The sequence below is a fragment of the Vibrio mexicanus genome (genome assembly GCF_001012815.1).
GTDB lineage: Bacteria > Pseudomonadota > Gammaproteobacteria > Enterobacterales > Vibrionaceae > Vibrio > Vibrio mexicanus.
Genome location: NZ_JYJP01000096.1, coordinates 19,873 through 39,448, shown reverse-complemented (window position 1 = coordinate 39,448; position 19,576 = coordinate 19,873). Strand labels below are relative to the sequence as shown.

The 19,576-nt window shown below is 43.7% G+C and carries 16 protein-coding genes and 3 pseudogenes; 14 read left to right on the top strand and 5 right to left on the bottom strand.

Features of this window, described 5'->3' with window-relative positions; translation table 11 throughout:
- Nucleotides 1-269: 269 nt before the first annotated feature.
- Nucleotides 270-3,146: an HD domain-containing phosphohydrolase gene (locus tag UA76_RS13800; RefSeq protein WP_047047190.1), complete on the bottom strand. Its 2,877-nt coding sequence runs from the start codon at nucleotides 3,144-3,146 to the stop codon at nucleotides 270-272.
- Between the two features lie 176 nt (nucleotides 3,147-3,322).
- Here UA76_RS13800 and UA76_RS13795 point away from each other — a divergent pair, with 176 nt between their 5' ends.
- The 11 genes and pseudogenes from UA76_RS13795 to UA76_RS13745 all read left to right on the top strand — a co-directional run bounded on the left by UA76_RS13795 (nucleotide 3,323) and on the right by UA76_RS13745 (nucleotide 12,193).
- On the top strand, nucleotides 3,323-3,772 hold the full coding sequence (locus tag UA76_RS13795; protein WP_047047187.1) for an SRPBCC family protein: 450 nt from the start codon (nucleotides 3,323-3,325) through the stop codon (nucleotides 3,770-3,772).
- A 35-nt stretch (nucleotides 3,773-3,807) separates the two neighbouring features.
- Nucleotides 3,808-4,554, top strand: coding sequence for a phosphatase (locus tag UA76_RS13790; protein ID WP_047047184.1), 747 nt, complete (start codon nucleotides 3,808-3,810; stop codon nucleotides 4,552-4,554).
- Between the two features lie 244 nt (nucleotides 4,555-4,798).
- On the top strand, nucleotides 4,799-5,404 hold the full coding sequence (locus tag UA76_RS13785) for a sugar O-acetyltransferase (RefSeq protein WP_047047183.1): 606 nt from the start codon (nucleotides 4,799-4,801) through the stop codon (nucleotides 5,402-5,404).
- Nucleotides 5,405-5,555: 151 nt separating this feature from the next.
- Entirely contained in the window at nucleotides 5,556-5,939 is a 384-nt protein-coding gene (locus tag UA76_RS13780; RefSeq protein ID WP_238322310.1) for a cytochrome b562, read from the top strand.
- A 162-nt stretch (nucleotides 5,940-6,101) separates the two neighbouring features.
- Nucleotides 6,102-6,868 (top strand): annotated as a pseudogene (locus tag UA76_RS13775) (substrate-binding periplasmic protein).
- 96 nt (nucleotides 6,869-6,964) lie between these two features.
- Nucleotides 6,965-7,321 carry a hypothetical protein gene (locus tag UA76_RS13770; protein WP_047047177.1) on the top strand — a complete coding sequence of 119 codons (357 nt, stop codon included), beginning with the start codon at nucleotides 6,965-6,967 and terminating at the stop codon, nucleotides 7,319-7,321.
- A 104-nt stretch (nucleotides 7,322-7,425) separates the two neighbouring features.
- Nucleotides 7,426-8,927, top strand: a pseudogene (locus UA76_RS13765) (PepSY-associated TM helix domain-containing protein).
- A gap of 456 nt (nucleotides 8,928-9,383) precedes the next feature.
- On the top strand, nucleotides 9,384-9,854 hold the full coding sequence (locus UA76_RS13760; protein WP_202906949.1) for a hypothetical protein: 471 nt from the start codon (nucleotides 9,384-9,386) through the stop codon (nucleotides 9,852-9,854).
- 355 nt (nucleotides 9,855-10,209) lie between these two features.
- Nucleotides 10,210-10,479 carry a PTS sugar transporter subunit IIB gene (locus tag UA76_RS13755; protein ID WP_047047172.1) on the top strand — a complete coding sequence of 90 codons (270 nt, stop codon included), beginning with the start codon at nucleotides 10,210-10,212 and terminating at the stop codon, nucleotides 10,477-10,479.
- An 11-nt stretch (nucleotides 10,480-10,490) separates the two neighbouring features.
- Nucleotides 10,491-11,747 (top strand): PTS ascorbate transporter subunit IIC, encoded by a 1,257-nt coding sequence (locus tag UA76_RS13750; protein WP_047047169.1) that lies wholly within the window; start codon nucleotides 10,491-10,493, stop codon nucleotides 11,745-11,747.
- Nucleotides 11,744-12,193 (top strand): PTS sugar transporter subunit IIA, encoded by a 450-nt coding sequence (locus UA76_RS13745; protein WP_047047166.1) that lies wholly within the window; start codon nucleotides 11,744-11,746, stop codon nucleotides 12,191-12,193. The genes UA76_RS13750 and UA76_RS13745 overlap by 4 nt, the downstream gene beginning before the upstream one ends.
- A gap of 70 nt (nucleotides 12,194-12,263) precedes the next feature.
- On the opposite strand, the gene UA76_RS23075 is transcribed toward UA76_RS13745, so the two are convergent.
- The 3 genes and pseudogenes from UA76_RS23075 to UA76_RS13735 all read right to left on the bottom strand — a co-directional run bounded on the left by UA76_RS23075 (nucleotide 12,264) and on the right by UA76_RS13735 (nucleotide 13,812).
- On the bottom strand, nucleotides 12,264-12,425 hold the full coding sequence (locus UA76_RS23075) for a rubredoxin (RefSeq protein ID WP_075202580.1): 162 nt from the start codon (nucleotides 12,423-12,425) through the stop codon (nucleotides 12,264-12,266).
- A gap of 66 nt (nucleotides 12,426-12,491) precedes the next feature.
- The gene (locus UA76_RS13740; protein WP_047047164.1) at nucleotides 12,492-12,722 is read right to left on the bottom strand and encodes a hypothetical protein; all 231 of its coding nucleotides are present in this window, start codon (nucleotides 12,720-12,722) and stop codon (nucleotides 12,492-12,494) included.
- Nucleotides 12,723-12,907: 185 nt separating this feature from the next.
- A pseudogene (locus UA76_RS13735) lies at nucleotides 12,908-13,812 on the bottom strand (LysR family transcriptional regulator).
- 294 nt (nucleotides 13,813-14,106) lie between these two features.
- Between UA76_RS13735 and UA76_RS13730 the strand changes: the two are divergent.
- Together UA76_RS13730 and tdh are read left to right on the top strand one after the other, a co-directional pair.
- Nucleotides 14,107-15,303 (top strand): glycine C-acetyltransferase, encoded by a 1,197-nt coding sequence (locus UA76_RS13730; RefSeq protein ID WP_047047160.1) that lies wholly within the window; start codon nucleotides 14,107-14,109, stop codon nucleotides 15,301-15,303.
- Complete coding sequence (gene tdh, locus UA76_RS13725) at nucleotides 15,303-16,334, top strand: L-threonine 3-dehydrogenase (protein ID WP_047047157.1); 1,032 nt, start codon at nucleotides 15,303-15,305, stop codon at nucleotides 16,332-16,334. The genes UA76_RS13730 and tdh overlap by 1 nt, the downstream gene beginning before the upstream one ends.
- 295 nt (nucleotides 16,335-16,629) lie before the next feature.
- Here the strand turns inward: tdh and UA76_RS13720 are convergent, their stop codons facing one another.
- Nucleotides 16,630-17,847 (bottom strand): tyrosine-type recombinase/integrase, encoded by a 1,218-nt coding sequence (locus UA76_RS13720; RefSeq protein ID WP_047047154.1) that lies wholly within the window; start codon nucleotides 17,845-17,847, stop codon nucleotides 16,630-16,632.
- Between the two features lie 720 nt (nucleotides 17,848-18,567).
- Here UA76_RS13720 and UA76_RS13710 point away from each other — a divergent pair.
- Nucleotides 18,568-19,530 carry a hypothetical protein gene (locus UA76_RS13710; protein WP_047047148.1) on the top strand — a complete coding sequence of 321 codons (963 nt, stop codon included), beginning with the start codon at nucleotides 18,568-18,570 and terminating at the stop codon, nucleotides 19,528-19,530.
- Nucleotides 19,531-19,576 lie beyond the last annotated feature (46 nt).

The window sequence follows — 19,576 nt, the reverse complement described above, 5'->3', positions numbered from 1 at the left end:
GCTATCTATTGATGTGATAGGTATTACCCATGGTTCTCACTGGTCACTAAAAGTGATGCCGATCACTTTTACACGGTCGGCTATTGTGTATGACAAATTGATTTACATCAATACTTGAAAATGCAATCGATTAAATTATCGTGCTTCATGATGTTAACTTGTTGAATTTTAGACAAATAAAGTCAGTAAAAAACTGTTCTAGTAATGAGATTACTTGTAGAGCAAATACTTAAAAGTGGGCTATTTGTACCACCACAAGGATGAGGATATTAAATCAAAGACTTAAGATACTCTTTAACTCGAGCAATGTGCTGCTGCTTATCAATAACACTATGTTGTTCCTTATCTAGGAACATATCCGCATAGTTTTGATAAATTTCATGTTCTAGGAACAAGATGTAGAGTTTCGGATCGATGTGGCCGGAAGTGGCCATGTGGGTCATGATATTGATAGATTTCTCTAGGCTTTTGGCTTTCTTATACGGCCTGTCGCTCGATGTGAGCGCTTCAAATACATCGGCAATGGCCATAATGCGCGCAGGTACAGAAAGTTGCTCTGCATTTAGTCCTTTAGGATAACCCTTACCATCGACACGCTCATGATGGCCGCCTGCAATTTCAGGGACTTTTTGCAAATGCTCCGGATAAGGGAGCTTGTTCAACATAATGTGGGTCTGAATGATGTGATCATTGATGATGAAGCGTTCTTCTGCCGTTAATGTGCCTTGTTTAATGCTGAGGTTATACAATTCTCCGCGATCATATTTGACGTCGCCTGGTTGCAATACGTAGTTTTCAGTCCAAACATTTTGAGGGCTCATACCGTCAGCCCAAGGGATTTTATGATTGGCTTTATTCGCCAAAAGCGACTCGGTGGTGGGCAGTTTAGCGGAAGGTTGCGCACGTTCTTTTTCGATCCATGAGATCCCGATTTGATCATCTAATGTTCGAGTCCAAGTTACCTGAGCGATGCGTTCTAGTCGTTCAATATGTTCGTCATCTAAGTTCTCACTACCAATATTGCACTCTGCGACAAAAGCGAAGTCATCGTCAAGCTGCGCATGTTTGTCTTGAAGCACCTGACCGAGTTTATGCGGATCGCCCCCTTCAGCCACGCCTTGCCAATAGTCTGCTTGAGCTTGGGTCTTGAGTAACTCGAAGCGCATTCTGATTTCATGGATTCGATCATAAATGGTTTCAAGCTTGGTCGCTTTGTCGATGACATATTCGGGCGTGGTGACTTTGCCGCAGTCATGCAGCCAAGACGCCAGATGAAGAGCTTCCCAATCCGTTGAACTCATTTCGAAATAGGAGAAGTAAGTTTTATCTTTTGCCGCAACTTCTGTAAGCATTTTGGATAACTCAGGAATGCGCTGGCAATGGCTTCCGGTGTATGGCGATTTGGTATCAATGGCTGAAGCTATTAACTCGATAAATGCATTGAGCATGTCCTTTTGCTGCTGCATTTGGTCGATATTTTCTTTTGCAATTTCGGCAAAGCTCAGCAACTCGCGAAGGAAAGCATGTTTGTCGTATTGCTCTTCGGTGATTGGGCGCTCGTACCCTAGAGTCAGTATTCCTACCAATTGATGCTCGCGATTGAGCAGAGGGAAGAGGTATATATCAGAGTTGTAGAGCACATCGCTAAACGGTTTGAGGGCATTATCGCCTCGGTTGAGGTGAATAATTTCGCCTTTTTTCAAATCCGTCATCAGCCATGCGGTGTTGAATAGCAGTTCATTAATGTCGATCTTAAATGGGATGATGGCGTGATTGGCAGCGATACTAAATTTTGAGTCTTGCTCTGAATAAACAGAGAGCAAAATTGTCTCTGCTTTTGTTACTAAATAGCTTTGATGGGTAATCGTTCTAGCGAGCAAGGCAAAATCTTGATTGCCCGCCGTATCTCTAAGCAAGCTAAGTAGGTCATGAAGCGTGTGCTCCATTAGCTCAATCGACTCGGTGAGATTCGCTACTTCTTTGATAAAACTTTTTGGGTAGCGGGTTTTTTTAAAGTCGAATCGGGCAATGTTATCGGTAAGTAGCACCAAATTCTGAAGTGGGTTAGCCAGCCGTTTTGAAACATACCAAACGATCAAGAAGCTGAAGAACATCATGATCAAAGCAACGGTGACTTGCCTATCTCGCATTGAAAGTAGGTTTGCGACCAAATCATCTTGAGGAGTGGCTTCAGCTAGTAACAGTCGTACATGTTTATTGAGTGCAACCGGTGTAAGTGTGATTGACCAATCGCCATCTTGGTCGGTGGACGTTGCATATAGTGTTTGGCTGCTAATGCGATTGAGGATTGGTCGGAACATGCTATCTTCAAGTCGCGGTGCGAATGTCTCTTTTGGCTGAGTTAGGTCAAGACCAGATTGATGCTGGGCGAGGGGGGTAAAGCTGTTGTCAAACAAGATGAGTTTTGAGTTGCTGGAAAAGCCGATCTCGCTGATCTGCTGAGACAAGGAATCGAGAGTGAAATCGGCTGCTACGACTTTCTCTCCATCAGGTGAGCGGCGCGACAATGTCACGCCATTGGCCTTTAAGAAGTAAAAAAAATATGGCTCTGTTAGCCTAATTTCGCCGTCAGACTCTGCATTGAGGAACCAAGGCCGGACTCTAGGATCGAACTCATTGGAATCATCAGAAGTCTTACTGATCCGTTTATGATTACCATCAAGGAAGTGATACTCATTAAGGCCATCCGGTTTGGTAAAGTGTATCAGCATGCTGGCTTTGTCAGGTGCGTTAAATCGCTGCCGCGACTTATTGTTCCTAAGTGGACGGATTATGGTGAAGTTGCCATTGCTGTTCGCGTAGTAGAGTGCAACCAACCCCGGGTTACGGTTAAAGATAAGGTCGATAGAAGTAAGCCAACGAGTCTCTTTATAGGGTGCTGAGTCTTGGTCGATGATAGGGTTCAACGCCATGAAATCGAGCGTAGTCAAAATAGGGGCGGTGCTTTGTTTGAAAATGGATTCAAGCTTGCGACTATTTTCGTTACTCAGTTCTTGAGCGCTGCCAGTTAGCAACTCCCTTGAGTGTTGGTAACTGATCGCTATGAGCACCGCCCCGACGAGTGTCGTCAGTATTAGAAATAGGCTAGTGATGTGAATACTCAGCGAGTATCGACGTTTTCTCATAACAAGATCCATTTGTTTATAATCTTATTAAGTATTGTTCAATCTGGAAGGGTTGCAAAAATCCGTGTGGTTTGCCAAGTAAAGAAAATGACATTCAAAATGTAACTGGCAGAAAACAAGACAGTTTTTCCAACTTCGACTATACCTATTAGAGGAAAAGTGTATGGGAAGTAACTATGTTGAGCTTGACGTATCAGATTGAAATTGACGCATCGCCACAGGAAGTTTGGCAACGCCTGACAGACGCAGGGTATTACAGGCAATGGGCCATCGCGTTTTCGCCGGAGTCTCAGTTTGAAGGTAATTGGGCCAGTGGTGAGGAAGTGATCTTTTTTGACCCTAACTTAGGTGGTAGCCGTGCGGTGGTGGATAGAGCAGAGATGAACCGCAGCCTCGCTTACCACCATGTCTCGATTTTTACTCCTGATCATGTACAAGATGTCGACAGTGACATCGCGATGAAGTGGATTGGTTCGTCTGAAGCGTTTGAAATAACCGAGCAACAAAAGGGCGTTATTTTAAGAGTGAACGTGACGACTCACCCAGATTTCACCGCTATGTTTAACAGTGGTTGGGAAAAGGCACTTCCCCTCATTAAGTTGCTGTGTGAGGGTGACAATACTTGATACACTAAAGCAAATCTTAATACTTAGAGTCTCTTATGAAATTGGTCGTCGACACTCATACTCACACCTATGCCAGTGGGCATGCCTACAGCACTTTGATCGAGAATGCCCGCTTGGCAAAAGAGAACGGGATGAAAATGTTCTGCACAACGGATCATGCAGAGTCGATGCCTGGCGCGCCCCATTTCTGGTTTTTCTCCAACCAACGAGTACTGCCACGCTTTTTGGAAGGTGTTGCTGTGATTAGAGGTGTCGAAGCCAATATCCTCAATACTCAGGGTGAAATTGACCTTCCGGAAAGCTCATTAAAAAATCTGGATTGGGTCATTGGCAGCTTTCATGAGCCTGTTTTTAGGCCTGCAACTAAAGCGGAGCATACCAGAGCTCTAATTGCCGCTATAGAAAGTGGGAAAGTGGACGCTCTGGGTCACCTTGGTAACCCAAACTTCGATTTTGATTTCGAGGCAGTGATTGAGAAAGCGGCGCAACATAACGTCGCCATCGAGATCAACAACACCACCTTGCGAGGCAACAGCCGAGTAGGCAGCGTAGAGCGTTGTCATGAGATCGCTCAGATTGCAAAAGCGGAAGGTGCGTTTATCACATCGGGCAGTGATGCGCATTTCTGTGCGGATGTCGGGCAACTGGAGCTGGTGGCGGAGCTATTAGATAAAGTGAACATGCCGTCGAGTCAGGTGATCACCCATTCGTGCAAACAGTTTCTTGATTTTCTGGTCCTGAGAGGACGAGGTCCTATCGAAGAGTATTCCGATCTAACATAGCTTCTTGCTTGCCCATGCACGATCTTAATGCCTAATCGAAATATTCTCTATCATGGTTTCGAGCGATTCTCTTGATTGAGTTAGTGACTTTATGCTCATCAACTATGAGACTGTTCTCTGAGAGCTAAACTTTGAAATGCGCTAACAATCACAAATACATACCAAACTAATGGGGATAGTTGACGGCTGACTTCCGGACCTAAGATTATGGGTCTACGTATTCTTTTTCCCCAAGAGGTTGTCAATGAGTAGCAAACTGTCTGATTTTTCAGTGCATATTCCAATTACTCCAGAGCTGTGTGAGTTCCAAACTCAAGTGAAGGAGAAACTGTATGATTTCAACCATGCACGACCATCCGAAAATGCGAAGAAAGCTGAAATTGTCAATTCATTGCTTGGCAGTGCGAATGGCGTTGTTATCGTGCCGCCGTTCTACTGTGATATGGGCGAGAACATCTTTTTTAAGAATGGCGGTTTCTTAAATACTGGTGTCACTATCCTCGACCTTGCGCCTGTCTACCTCGGTGAGTATGTGCAAATTGGACCTAATGTTGTGATTAGTACCGCAGGTCATCCATTCGATCTCGCAGAACGAGTTCGCCCTATCGCGATTGGCAATCCGATCACCATAGGAGACAGTGTTTGGATTGGAGCCGGCGCAATTATTTTAGATGGTGTGACCATTGGCGATAGAACCATCATTGGTGCAGGAAGTGTGGTGACTAAAGATATACCAGCGGACAGCGTTGCGGTGGGCAACCCATGTCGGGTGGTAAAAACCATTGAACATGGAAAAATGCCGACAGATGAAGAGCTTGAAGAGATGTGGCGACCAGTAATGGGGTTATAGATTAGGAAGGCGTGTTGAACGAGTGGCTCTTAACGCAGTTTGAAACATTTTTGCGATGCTTTTATAGACTTATTTTGTTTACAATAACGCCTTCAAAAATCAGCCTTTAAGAATAACAATGAAAAAAACAAAACAATTGCTGGCCGCGAGTTTGCGTTCTGCGGCGCTGCTTTCAATGTCTGTAATGTCAATGTCTGTGCTTGCCGCTGACTTCGATATGAATCAAACCATGAAGAAGATGAGCTTTGAGTTTAAACAAGCCGCTGAAGCACAGTCTGTTGAAGCAATGAAACAACCGGTGGCGAACTTAGCTGAGCTGGTGGAAATGGCCAATCAAGCCGAGCACCCAGAAGAGCGTACCGAACTTTATACCGAAGGTTTTGATAAGCTCACCGTCGTCATCGAAGGCGTGGAAGCGCACTTAGAAGAGGGCGAGCTAGAAGCCGCTCAACAGGCTCTTCGTGAAGTGGATGACCTGAGAATTGAGTTTCACGATCGACGTAATCCAAGCATTTGGAAAAGGCTGTTTGGATAAGTTTTTTAGGTAAGTTCCAAACGTGTCAAAACTCTTAAAAAGCGTAAGAACTCATAGATTCTTACGCTTTTTTTGTTTTATTTCCCTGTAACAAAGTGGTTGTCTACTAAAGTTAAAATATAAGGAAATGGCTAGGAGGTGCGTTTGTTACGGTTAAACATGATGTTAGCCTTGCTCGCATCGTTTCCTTTATTCGCTACACCCACAAAAGTAACTATTTATGCCGATGACGCCTACCCCCATACAGTTACGAAGAAGATGGGAAAGCGAGAGGAATCTACGCAGAGATCTTGTCTGTGGCGTTTTCTAAGATGGAAAATTACCAAGTGTCCATTGTGCCTGTTCCATGGAAACGTGGCCTAAAACTGATCGAAACAGGGCGGGGTTTTGGATTATTTCCTCCCTATTACTACGAAGACAGACGACACTATATTCATCCCTATTCTCGCAAAATTCTCGAAGAACACGTTGCGGTTTATTGTCATCCTCAAGTGCCATTTGCAACAAAGCTACCTCATTGGCCAAGTGATTTTTATGGCTTAACCATTGGTATTAATGACGAGTTTGCATTGGGAGGAAAAGCCTTCTGGCGCGCAGTGGAAGAGGGCAAGGTTGACTTAAAGTCAGCGGAAGATAATCGCGAGAACATTTTAAAGCTACGCTCCCAAAGGATTGACTGCTATCTAAATGATCGTATTTCAATTCTATGGCAAATCCGAAATATGAAAAATAAAGGTGAGCTCCCCACTGAACTGGTCTTTTCGCAGGCGGCGATTGTCAGTACTGAGCACGGGCATATAGGCTATACAAACACTAACTTGCAGGATTATCCGTTTAAAGCTGATTTTGTGGCTCAGTTCGATGACGTTATTGAGCGTATGCAACGGTCCGGCGAGGTGGAAGAGATTGTTCGATCTTACCTCGATTAGGCGGATACAATCGATTCACCTCACAGTTCTATCGCCAAATAGCGAGGCTTGGCCTCGCATTTTGTATAATTTTTCTTTTTACCATTGAGTGTCATGATGATTGCGTCAGCTAAATGGAATAAGCCGATGTTATTCGCCAGTGCCCTAAGTTGGCTGCTGGTGACACTCATGCCTGTCATCAATGCGCATGGCGCAAGTGCAGGGGTTTGGGCAACGCTCTGTACCGTTAATGGCTTCGAGTTGGTTCAAGTTGAAGAAGGTGAACCTAATAATACACACAATGGTAAGCCTTGCCCGTTCAGTCACTTCTCCAGTTTCCATCAGGATTCGCTTCCAACACCACTATACTTTGCTCAACATTCGATAGCGCCGCTCTCTCACTACACTTTTTTGGCTCTAAGTGTCCGATATGAGCACGCTATTGTTCGCGCCCCGCCGCTGTACTTTTCTTAACGCCATAACAACTACAAAACAAAAACTAAGTAAAGTCATACGCAGTCAACATAACTTACCGCAAGTGTAAGGGCATGATTGTGTTCTAAAAAAGGAATACCGTAATGTTGGGTAGTCAAGTAAAGACTCCACCTAAGGACCACGCACGTCAATCGACTTCAAACAATGCTAAAGCGCGCTATTTCATGGCTTGGCGCTGGCATTTTTACGCTGGGCTTTTCGTCGTGCCATTTATGATTATGTTAAGCCTGACTGGGCTTGTCATGCTGTTTGATGATGAGATCGAGTTGGCTCGCTATCATTCGATCATCGAAGTGCAACCATCCGACACTCACATCTCCGCAGAACAGCAACTCAAAGCGGTACAAGCTGAATATCCGAATGCCAATATCACACAGTTTGTGATGTCACATGATCCTGAACATGCAAATCGAATCAGTATTGCAAAGGAGGATGGCACTAGCGTTTTGGTGACCATCAACCAATACACTGGTGAGGTACTTGGAGAGATTGATCGAAGTGAAAGTTGGTATCAGTTAGCCAATGAAATTCATGGCACCTTATTGATTGGGGATTGGGCGATCGTTTTATTGAAATTTCGGCCAGTCTAATGATTGTGTTGTTAGCCACGGGTTTGTATATGTGGTGGCCAACCGATGCTGCTTCAAAAGCGGGTTTTCTTAAGCTCAGAGTGGGATCGGGTAGCCGAGTCTTCATGAGGGATTTACACGCGAATCTAGGCGGTGGTTTGTCGATTGTCCTTCTCCTCTTTGTCCTGTCAGGTTTGGCCTGGGCGGGAATTTGGGGAGCAAAAATGGTGCAAGGTTGGAATACGTTTCCTACCTACTATACATGGGGTGACAAACCAAGTTCGACGGACAAACCAGCCGATGGCCACCATCATGGCCACCACGACCATTCAAAACAAAACCATGCTGATCTCAATCATGGCAGCGAAGAAGAGTTTCCTTGGAATCTGGAGTTAGCGGAAGTGCCGCAATCAGAAGATCATGGCAGCCATCACAGTGGTGACAATGGAGATAAGAGCACAGCGCTTTTAGATTCATCCGTTTCTATTAACTCCATTGTAGAGAGAGCAAAGCAACTTGGTTTTACTCAATTTAAAGTGTTCATGCCAAGAGGTGAGCTGGGGGTCTATACCGTCGCGGCGAACTCCATGGCGGGGGACGTAATAGACCCTCGACAAGACCGCACGACGCATTTCGATCAATACAGTGGCCGAATACTCATGGATGTGACTTGGCAAGATTACTCTATCGTAGCTAAGTTGATGGCAGCTGGCGTATCGCTTCACCAAGGTGATTTGAGCGTTGTAAATAAACTTTTGAACGCATTTTTCTGTATTGCCTTCATCGCAATTTCGATAACAGGTGTCGTGATGTGGTGGCAAAGGCGTCCAAAAACGACGAAACGATTAGGTGTACCTGCCCGTTTTGAAAGTGAAGGGGTATGGAAAGTTGGGGTTGTAACCATTGCGCTAATCAGCGTGCTCTTTCCGTTAGCTGGGTTTGCCATTGTGCTGACTTTAGTTATCGACTGGTTGGTTGTGAGACGCTCAGATAAGCTGGCAGCATATCTGTCGTAGCCATCATTGAGTGTTTGAGATTAAATAGCGCCACTAGGCGCTATTTTTATATCCAAGCGTCTATTCATATCCAAGCAGCTAACTGTGTCAAAGTGTCTGGTTTCACCTAAGTGCTTGCTCTTAGTCCCAAGTACGTACTTCAATACACAAATAGCATGGCTTCACGGAGGCTCTAACATTCAACACTTGCAGCCCTTTTGGGCTGATGTATTCACAGGTGTTATTAAAGCTAGTGAACATTAAAAACAATCCTATCTAATTTGCGCTAGCGCCCTTAAGTAAAGTTGCGATAGAATTTGGAACAATCAAACAAGGTTAGATTATTGAATAAAACTCTTTTGTTATTCAATAATGAGCGTATATACTTTTATATTGTCAGTAGTTTCAGATTATATCTTTAAAAATGGTTTGAAGTGACGATATAAATATTAGGGTAGTTAAATGCAAATAAAGAAAATGGATGCACCACATGATATGCAAATTGGTGCTAGATTTGAATCAAAGAAACACGGCTATGTAACTGTAGTGGAATACTACAATACACATACTGTGATAGTTGCATTTGAAAATACTGGAAATATTCGTTCTATTACTGCCGCTAAGTTGCGCGCTGGACAATTAACCGATCGCTCTGTTCCGGTTCAATCCTCTCTAGTTGGTGAAATTGTTTATTCTAGCAAGTACGGTCAGCTGAATATTATTCAAGTTGAATCAGAAAATATTGTTGTTCTTGAAGATGAAGATGGTGAAGAGATTCGGATGCTTCTTCCTGCAGTACAGAAACTTCGAGAAAAACAAGAAGAGCCAGAAGAAAGCAACAAGAAAATCGAGTTACCAACGTCGTTGTCTGCGTTAACCAAGCGAAATAAAAAGACGAAAGACGTTAATAGCCTACTCAAGAAAATGCTAACCGACTACGGTAAGTAGTTGACGGTTCATCCTCTCCGTTTTCCTATTTTCTCTTCTTCATAATCCTTGCCTGCACAATCCGCTATCATTTTTATAAACTATAAAAATGAAACCTTTATTTAACTCAAAATCTATAAGTTGATTACTTAATCTGGTGCTATTGGTCATAGTTGACTAGATTTCGATCTACCACTAAAGGTTTAAATGCACAACATTGACGAAATTTTGCGTCATTTTGGTGATCTGGTTCACAAGGTCATTTTGTCTTTGTGACTTGGATCGGTTTTGATCTTGGCGGTTTTCGTTATGATTCTCTCATCCAATAATTAGATTAAATCTAATAAATAGAATCACCCTACAGAGAAGAAATATTATGAAAAAGATTATGGTTGTGTGCGGAAACGGTCTTGGTACTTCATTGATGATGGAAATGGCAGTAAAAGAAGTAGCGAAAAAAATTGGCCTAGAGGCTGAAGTTGATCATGAAGATCTGTCGTCTGCTGCATCAAGTACTGCGGATATTTGGGTAGCAGCAACGGATGTTGCCAATCAATTATCTGAAGCTGGAAAAACTAACATTGTTAGCCTTGCAAATATCTTCGATAAAGCATCAATTGAAGAACAGCTTAAAAACTTTATGTAAGGTGATTAAATATGGTTAGTTTCTTTGAATTCATGCTGGGCTTATTAAAAGAGCCCGCTATTATGGTTGGTTTAATTGCTTTTATTGGCTTGGTTGCACAAAAGGCAGATATTTCAACGATTTTAAAAGGCACGATTAAAACCGTAATGGGTTTCCTAATTTTAGGTTTTGGTGCTGGAGCATTGGTTGGTGCGCTAAATAACTTTTCAGTCGTATTTACTGAAGCCTTTGGTGTAAGTGGTGTTATTCCAAATAACGAAGCGATTGTTGCATTAGCACAAGAAGCCTTCGGTTATGAAATGGCGCTCATTATGTTCTTTGCGTTTGTTGTGAATATTTTATTGGCTCGTTTTACTCCGCTTAAGTTTATTTTCTTAACGGGTCATCACACCATGTTCATGTCTATGCTAGTGGCAGTGATCCTTTCTACAGCGGGTATCGAAGGCACAATGCTCGTGGCGATCGGTTCAATCCTTGTTGGCTCATTGATGGTGATCATGCCTGCCTTGGCCCAGAAATACACGGTTAAGGTGATGGGGACTGATCAGCTTGCGATGGGACACTTTTCAACGCTTTCTTACCTAGTGTCTGGCTTTATCGGCAGTAAGTTTGGTGATGTCTCTAAATCGACAGAAGAGATCAACGTACCTAAAAGCCTTATGTTCCTGCGTGACACGCCGGTTGCGGTTGCAACCACTATGGCAATCTTCTTTATGTTTGCCTCTATCATTGCAGGTGGCGAATTTGTAGAAAGCGTCTCTGGCGGTCAAAACTGGGTCGTGTTTACCTTCATGCAATCATTGGTCTTTGCTGGTGGTGTGTACATTGTTCTGCAAGGTGTGAAGATGCTAATAGCAGAAATCGTTCCCGCATTTAAAGGAATTTCAGACAAATTGGTACCGGGTGCGAAACCTGCGCTTGATTGTCCTATGGTATTCCCGGTTGCACCGAATGCAGTATTGATTGGTTTCCTTAGCTCATTTGCAGCAGGCCTCGTTGCTATGGGTATTCAAGGCGCATTTGGCTGGACAATTATTGTAGCGGGTGTGGTACCTCACTTCTTCGTGGGTGGTGCAGCTGGTGTATACGGTAACGCAACAGGTGGTCTGCGTGGCGCAGTGTTAGGTTCATTTACTCAAGGTTTGTGTATCTCGTTCCTGCCAATGTTACTGCTTCCTGTACTCGGTGGTCTGGGCTTAGAAGCGACAACGTTTGCAGACTTTGATTTCGGTGTCGTTGGTCTTATCTTAGGTTGGATTGTGTCATGAGTTTACTTAATTTAATTGGCAACGATGGGATTGTTATCTCAACAGAAAGCAACTTAACGGTTAACGACGCGCTAGCGGTGACATGCTCAAAACTTCTGGAACAGGGCAAGATTGAGCCGAGCTACTTGGAGGCGATTAAAGCAAAACATGCAGAAATTGGTGCTTACTACGTGCTGGCTCCAAAGATTGCGATGCCACATGCTCGTCCAGAAGATGGTGTGAACGAAGCGGCGCTTCAAATCACTGTGTTCAAGAACGGTGTGGATTTGGAATCGGAAGACAATGGCGACGTTTACTTTTCAGTGACACTAGCGGCAATGGACTCCGACAGTCATATTCAGACGATTGTGGCACTGTCTGAGCTGTTCCAAAATGAAGATGACATCGACGCCATCGTAGCAGCAGAAAACACGGATGAGATTGCCAAAATCTTGGCGAAATACTAACCCCCTATAGCATTTCGTTAAGTAGTTATGCTTCGCACTAAAAAGCCCTCATTTAATGAGGGCTTTCTTTCTAATCGTCTGTTTCAAAAAAGTCTTTGTCTACATGGCATACAGGGCAATTCCAACCACTGCTTAATTCTTCCCAACTCGTTCCCGGTTCTACATCATTGCGAGTGTCACCTTGTTCCGGGTTGTATACATAGCCGCATACGCTACACGTGTGTTTCGACATTACAAATTTCTCCATTCATCTACGTCAAAGAGATTCGATTTGATTCACTCAATTCTGTTGTAACTATTACTGCGTAGCTTTTGCACTATTCTGCTTGTTATGATTGAGATGTTTCATGATTTTGCCTTGTTTCCACATAGCTACACCTGATAATGCAACGAGTGGTACTACGGCATAGAGCACGAGAGCCATGAATGCTTGATTGTTTTGTAGAGGCGAGTACAAAGCAGTGCCCATGACCAGTGCACAAATAATGTGTATCCAACGAAGTGTGATTCTGAGTGATTGACCGTTCATAGTATTGCTCCATCTATGTTTGATAATATTTGTTGTCTTGAAACAAACAATACAAAGTTCTCAACTTGATTTCTTACTAATGAGACAAAACGATAAATATGAGCGTGAACGGCAATATTTTAAGAACGAATGGTACTGACAAATCTAATCAGAAATGGAACAAATGTGTTCCATTTTTCAATTGGTTATGTGGATAGTTTGTAGCTTAAGTTTTCAACAAAGAAGTCGATGAAGACTCGCAAACGCGCTGGCATATATTTAGTTTGCGCGAACTGCATGGCAATTGCACCGTGATAGTTACTCTTGATTGTCCAATCGGGCAGAACAGGGATGACCTGTTTTTGTGCCAAGGCCTCTTGAATCACAAAGTCGTGAAAGATGCCAATCCCCAGCCCTTGCTTTACGCCTGCCAAGCGCATTTGTGAGTGGTTCACAGCGTATCGCCCAGAGACTGCCACAGTGTGAAAATCATCGTCTTTCAAAAAATCCCAAACGTTGTCATTGCTCGTCTCGGCAAGATAAATACAGTCATGATCCAACAGTTCGGTTGGATGGGTAGGCATGCCACGTGCGTCAATGTAGTCAGGGCTTGCACACAAAACGAGGTTGGTTTTACTGAGCTCTTTTAGCACTAAGTTTTCATCGGGTTTATCGGTGAGCTTGAACGCCAAGTCAATGGCATCTTTAAACAGATCTATCTCACCGTCGGCAGCGCGAAGTTTTAACTCGATGTTGGGGTAGCGCTGAAGAAAAGGGGCGATGAAAGGTTGCAGCACGGAGTTAAGAAATGCCTCTGGCGCAGCACGGTGAGGGTGCCCGATGGCTCACTGTGATCGGAAGTAGAGACATCCACGGCTTGTTGAGCCGCATTGACCATAATTACCGCTTGATCATAAACCTTTTGACCAGCCTCGGTGATATAAAGCGTGCGGGTTGTACGGTTGAACAACTTCACCGACAAGGCTTTCTCTAATCGCGTAATGAGCTTACTGAGTGCTGACGGGGTGACATTGAGCCGTTTGGCTGCTGCTGTGAACGTTCCCTCATTTACCACCATGATAAAGGCAGCAAGGTCGGGCATTAAGTTCATGAGTCGATTGTCTATTTTCAAAGATTAGTGCCTACCATGTCAAAAATACGCCAGAAATTACAGCGTATGGGTTATAGCTGATGCTATTAACTGACTGAAATATAGCACATTGAAATGATTTGTGCCTTGAATTCACTAATGATATTCCAAGGGAGAGGATAATGCTTAATCCAACCTTGGATTAAACTATAGTTAATCACTGAAGCCACTAATTGTTGCAACAGTTAGGGCTGAGCATCTGTTCCGAGTTTTTACCGTAGGGTAAGAACGACAAAATAATAAAGGAAACCCTGCATGACATCTGCATTTTATAACCAGATTCAACAACAGATTGAAGAGATCAAAGCGGAAGGCTTGTACAAGTCTGAGCGCGTAATTACATCACAACAAAAAGCTGCTGTTGAAATCTCAACGGGTGAAGAAGTTCTGAACTTCTGTGCAAACAACTACCTTGGCCTTGCGAACCACCCTTCACTGATTGAAGCGGCGAAAGAGGGTATGGACGCTCATGGTTTCGGTATGGCTTCTGTTCGCTTTATTTGTGGTACTCAAGATATCCACAAAGAGCTGGAGCAAAAGCTGTCTGCATTCCTTGGTAAAGAAGACACGATTCTTTACACCTCTTGCTTCGATGCGAACGCAGGTCTATTCGAAACAATTCTCGGTAAAGAAGATGCAATCATCTCTGATGCGCTAAACCACGCTTCAATTATCGATGGTGTTCGTTTGTGTAAAGCGATGCGTTTCCGCTACGCAAACAACAACATGGAAGAGCTAGAGCAACAACTTATTGCTGCTAATGAAGCAGGTGCTCGCCACATCCTAATCGTAACAGACGGCGTTTTCTCAATGGACGGCGTAGTCGCTAACCTTCCAGCCATCTGTGATCTTGCAGACAAGTACGGTGCATTGACTATGGTTGATGACTCTCACGCTGTTGGCTTTATGGGTAAAACTGGCGCGGGTACACACGAATACCATGATGTTGTAGACCGTATCGACATCATCACAGGTACGCTTGGTAAAGCAATGGGCGGCGCTTCAGGTGGTTACACTTCTGGTAAGAAAGAGGTGATCGATTGGCTACGTAACCGCTCTCGTCCATACCTGTTCTCAAACTCTGTTGCGCCGGCAATCGTTAGTGCTTCTATCCGCGTTCTTGAATTACTGAAGGAAAGCGGTGACCTACGTGACCAACTATGGGCAAACGCTGAACACTTCCGTGCTCGTATGGAAGAAGCAGGCTTTACTATGGGTGGTGCCGACCACGCAATCATCCCAATCATGCTTGGTGATGCAAAAGTTGCTGCTGAGTTTGCAGAACGTGCGCTAGAGAAAGGCATTTATGTTATTGGCTTCTCATTCCCAGTTGTACCAAAAGGCCAAGCTCGTATCCGTACGCAAATGTCTGCAGCACATAGCCGAGAGCAGCTAGATCACGCAATCGACGCCTTCATCACCGTAGGCCGTGACATGGGAATTATTAAGTAATGAAAATGAAAGCACTTTCTAAACTAAAGCCAGAAGCAGGAATTTGGATGACAGAAGTGGACAAGCCAGAGCTTGGACACAACGACCTGCTAATCCGCATTAAGAAGACGGCAATCTGTGGCACGGACGTACACATCTACAACTGGGATGAATGGTCTCAAAACACTATCCCAACACCAATGGTGGTGGGCCACGAATACGTGGGTGAAGTGGTTGGTATCGGCCAAGAAGTGCGTGGTTTTGAGCTAGGCGACCGCGTTTCTGGTGAAGGGCACATCACTTGTGGTCACTGCCGTAACTGTCGCGGCGGCCGCACACACCTTTGCCGTAATACGGTAGGTGTGGGCGTAAACCGTGAAGGTGCATTTGCTGAATACCTAGTGATTCCTGCATTTAACGCGTTCAAGATCCCTGAAGGTATTTCTGACGATCTAGCATCAATCTTTGACCCGTTTGGTAACGCGGTACACACAGCGCTTTCTTTTGATCTAGTCGGCGAAGATGTACTGATTACAGGTGCTGGCCCAATCGGTATCATGGCAGCGGCAGTGGCGAAACACGTTGGCGCTCGCCACGTCGTTATCACTGACGTAAACGAATACCGCTTAGACTTGGCTCGCCAAATGGGAGTGACTCGCGCAGTTAACGTTGCAAAAGAAGACCTAAAAGGTGTGATGGCTGAACTAGGCATGACAGAAGGCTTCGATGTTGGTTTAGAGATGTCAGGTGTTCAAGCGGCATTTAGCACTATGCTAGAAACCATGAACCACGGTGGCCGCATTGCTCTGCTAGGTATTCCACCATCAGATATGGGCATCGACTGGAACCAAGTGATCTTCAAAGGTTTGGTGATCAAAGGTATCTACGGCCGCGAAATGTTCGAGACGTGGTACAAGATGGCAAGCCTGATCCAATCGGGTCTAGATTTGACGCCAATCATCACTCACCACTACAAGATTGATGACTTCCAAGAAGGCTTTGACGTCATGCGCAGCGGGGCTTCTGGCAAAGTTATCCTTGATTGGGAATAAGCAATTAGGCAGCATTCGCTTTTGATAACGAGGCGAACGCTTGGATCTGCAATTTAGTCAAATAGGGCATTTTTCGACTTAATTTAAGTTAAGTTTGCATAAAAAATGCCCCAATTTTGCCCCAAGCACAATATAGAAAATGCCCCAAAGAGTTTTGGGGCATTTTTTAGTTTTTAATTCCTATTTTTCAGGATTATACGATGGGATTCTTCTCGCTTTTTTGAGCGGTTTTTTGTTGATTTTAGCTTTAGTAATCTATGAATTTACGGAGATAGGAGACAAAAACTCAGAGTTTTTATTCATCAAATGCCTTTCTTAATTCATTCCACACTCGGAGTGACTCTTTTTTGTTTGACTGCTCAAGCCATTTTCCATAAACCTTAATGATCATATTGATGTTGGCATGGCCCATTTGCTTAGCCAAATAGCTGAGGTTGACGTTGGCGTGAGTAATGAGCCAACTGGCATAGGTATGCCTTAGTTGATGGATATTTCGATAAGGAATCTTGGCTTCTTCACATGCTCTCTGCCATATTTTCGGAAACGTCCTTTTCCCACAGAAGTTATGGCCATTTTGGCTTTTTCTTACCGCATTAGGGTTAAAGACAAATCGAATAGTATCGGTTCTGTAGCTTTTGTCGGCGAGTTCAACTTTATACTTGTTGCATGGGTAGTCATAAGTAAGCAGCCGTTGCGTTTTTAACGCCTCAAGTGCTGGAGGAAGTAGATCGACATAACGTTCCGTATCGGTTTTGGTCGTTTTTAATAGCCGCTTGTTGTCTGCAGATCTACGAACAAGAATTCGTTCGTTCTCAAAATCAACGTCTTCCCAGGCTAGTGCACATAGTTCTCCTAGCCTTATTCCTGTGTACACAAGAACTAATATCGCATTTTTATGTTGTAGGTGATTACATTGCGAGATTGCCAAACTTATTTCAGTTTTAGAAAATGGATTGATTTCGACTTCAGTCTCTTTCAATCGAGTTAGAACATTGGATAGGTTTTTATCCACATACTCCAGCTTATGCAGCCAAGTTAAAAAGGCATTTACGGTAACGAGCTCTCTGTTTACCGTTCTGGCCCCGCGACCATTAATGAACTTTGACTTAATCGCGACTAATGAACGGGCGCATAGGGTATGGCATCTTTTTGTCTTTCCATATGCGTTCAAGAAGTTGACTAATGCCAATCTGTATCGAATTAGGGTTGCACTTCTAACATCAGGTTCTCTGGATTCTAGGTACTGGTTAGCGAGTTTATTTAGTGGCTCATTCCTCGATGTATTGTAGGCATGTTTGGATTCGGGGAAGTGTTCTAGATACTTGAATACACCAATTCTGATGTCGTACAGAATTGCCTCACGTTTGCGCGAAGCAAACATAAGGTTCTGTTTGTTCGGACTTAGGCCCAAAGTCTCACGGTAACGTACTCCCATGTAGCTAAATGCGATACGTATGGAATTACCGTGGACTTCGATGCCAGTTGGCAGCTCTACTGGTGGCTTTTTTGCCATTTTTCCCACTCGGCAATATCTACTAACCAAGAGCCGCAGCTGTTTTTCCAAATAACATTAGATGGATAAACACCAGCAAGGGCTTTTTTTCGGAGGGTACTTGGCTTGAAACCAATGAGTTCGCATGCAATTTTAAGAGGGTATACAGTCACTATAATCTTATTCATAGCAGTGCCTCATATTTGTATGGTGAATTAAGCTGTGTAGATAGAAGGCTCTTAGTCACACAGGTGGATAATCTCAAACTGTAACTTTGCTGTTAACTGTCTGATTAATTTAAAACTAACCTATTTGATTCGAAGAAATTGCAGATAAGCGGACAATAATGGCTACACGCGCAAAGGTATTTTATTGGGCCATTGTAAGGGCAACGAATGCTGCTCGTGATCGATATGAATATCTTTAAGGGTTTAATATTGATAATGAGTGAGTGCGTAACGCTAGCCCCGCCATAATTAACTCGCTCCTACTGGGAATCATTCTGTCTCACTGAGAGAGTGAGCCTCAGATCATTCTGTGCGGCATGTCGAAATAATCGTGCAAGACATTCACTTGTCTTCCTAGTCTCGCTCGGTCGAGCGCAATTACCCACTTTGGTTATCATTTTTCTCTTGAAAATTCATCGATTTGATCACGACGGCGAAAAAGAAATACTAGACTAATTTCATATGAGGGCAACATTGATGTTGTATCGTATTAAAAAAATAAGGAATCCTCGTCATGTTTAATTCAAAAGCTCTACTTGTTGGCTTAATGATGTCTTCGCTTGCTGCCTGCTCATCAACGCCAAAGCCACAAGAAATCAGTAAAGACGCATCCATTCCGATGCAAGTAGTTCAATCGGTTTACGCTGACCGTTGCTACGAAGACAAAGACAGTGCCGAAGTACAAAACGATGGGATTGGCGCATTAGGTTACGCAGGCCACATTGGTTTAGGTATCTTTAATGGTGCTGGTATCTTTGGCGGTTTAAGTGCGGGTATGGGCGCAGACAGTCAATGTGGTTTTGAGTACATGAATCATGTTGGGTACATTGATGCGTCGAAACTTAATGGTGTGCAAGACAAAGACGCTCGACGTGCTAAGGCTATCGAAATTGTCTTATCTGAATCATGGAAGGCTTTAGACCTTACAATCGAAGACATTGAGAGAGTTGAAGCTTCTTGTAACTGCACCTTTTCGAGAACACCAAAGCTCATCAAACGAGGTAAATTGAGAATATATGGCTATTATTCTGATACTGAAGACGTACCTTTGACTTTCCAAAATGATGGATACTCCATCATTGGCATTGGCTACAATACCGCTAATTCAGGTTTCCAAGTTATGCCTGAGATTACTATTAAGCAATTTTCAGGAGAGTTTCAAAATAAGCTTTCAATTTCAGATAGTGTAGTCCCTGTTCGTTATGATCTAACGTGGTTGACGGGTGTTGCATCCAACTTTAGATTTAGCAAACCAAGATTGCCAACTAATCATTTCCAGATGTTCAAGCAGAATATGCAATATTACGACAGTAATCTTGACTTAAAAACGCACACTGTCGTATTAACTGGTTTAGTAGATTCTGAAAATCTCTATTTTTTTATGAGCCCAGTTAAAGGAGAAACGCCCTATGTGGCTACAGATAACCCCAAGTGGCTCAGTGTCATGACACCCAAAGGGCATCCAAATCCAATTTAACGTTCTACCTATAAAAAACCTGCTCAATTGAGCAGGTTTTTTGTTT

Coding starts and splice junctions, on each gene's coding strand:
- UA76_RS13795 (WP_047047187.1), top strand. CDS start 3,323: ATGTTGAGCTTGACGTATCAGATTGAAATTGACGCATCGCCACAGGAA.
- tdh (WP_047047157.1), top strand. CDS start 15,303: ATGAAAATGAAAGCACTTTCTAAACTAAAGCCAGAAGCAGGAATTTGG.
- UA76_RS13745 (WP_047047166.1), top strand. CDS start 11,744: ATGAGTTTACTTAATTTAATTGGCAACGATGGGATTGTTATCTCAACA.
- UA76_RS13740 (WP_047047164.1), bottom strand. CDS start 12,722: ATGAACGGTCAATCACTCAGAATCACACTTCGTTGGATACACATTATT.
- UA76_RS13760 (WP_202906949.1), top strand. CDS start 9,384: ATGGATGCACCACATGATATGCAAATTGGTGCTAGATTTGAATCAAAG.
- UA76_RS13800 (WP_047047190.1), bottom strand. CDS start 3,146: ATGAGAAAACGTCGATACTCGCTGAGTATTCACATCACTAGCCTATTT.
- UA76_RS13785 (WP_047047183.1), top strand. CDS start 4,799: ATGAGTAGCAAACTGTCTGATTTTTCAGTGCATATTCCAATTACTCCA.
- UA76_RS13755 (WP_047047172.1), top strand. CDS start 10,210: ATGAAAAAGATTATGGTTGTGTGCGGAAACGGTCTTGGTACTTCATTG.
- UA76_RS13730 (WP_047047160.1), top strand. CDS start 14,107: ATGACATCTGCATTTTATAACCAGATTCAACAACAGATTGAAGAGATC.
- UA76_RS23075 (WP_075202580.1), bottom strand. CDS start 12,425: ATGTCGAAACACACGTGTAGCGTATGCGGCTATGTATACAACCCGGAA.
- UA76_RS13750 (WP_047047169.1), top strand. CDS start 10,491: ATGGTTAGTTTCTTTGAATTCATGCTGGGCTTATTAAAAGAGCCCGCT.
- UA76_RS13770 (WP_047047177.1), top strand. CDS start 6,965: ATGATTGCGTCAGCTAAATGGAATAAGCCGATGTTATTCGCCAGTGCC.
- UA76_RS13720 (WP_047047154.1), bottom strand. CDS start 17,847: ATGGCAAAAAAGCCACCAGTAGAGCTGCCAACTGGCATCGAAGTCCAC.
- UA76_RS13710 (WP_047047148.1), top strand. CDS start 18,568: ATGTTTAATTCAAAAGCTCTACTTGTTGGCTTAATGATGTCTTCGCTT.
- UA76_RS13790 (WP_047047184.1), top strand. CDS start 3,808: ATGAAATTGGTCGTCGACACTCATACTCACACCTATGCCAGTGGGCAT.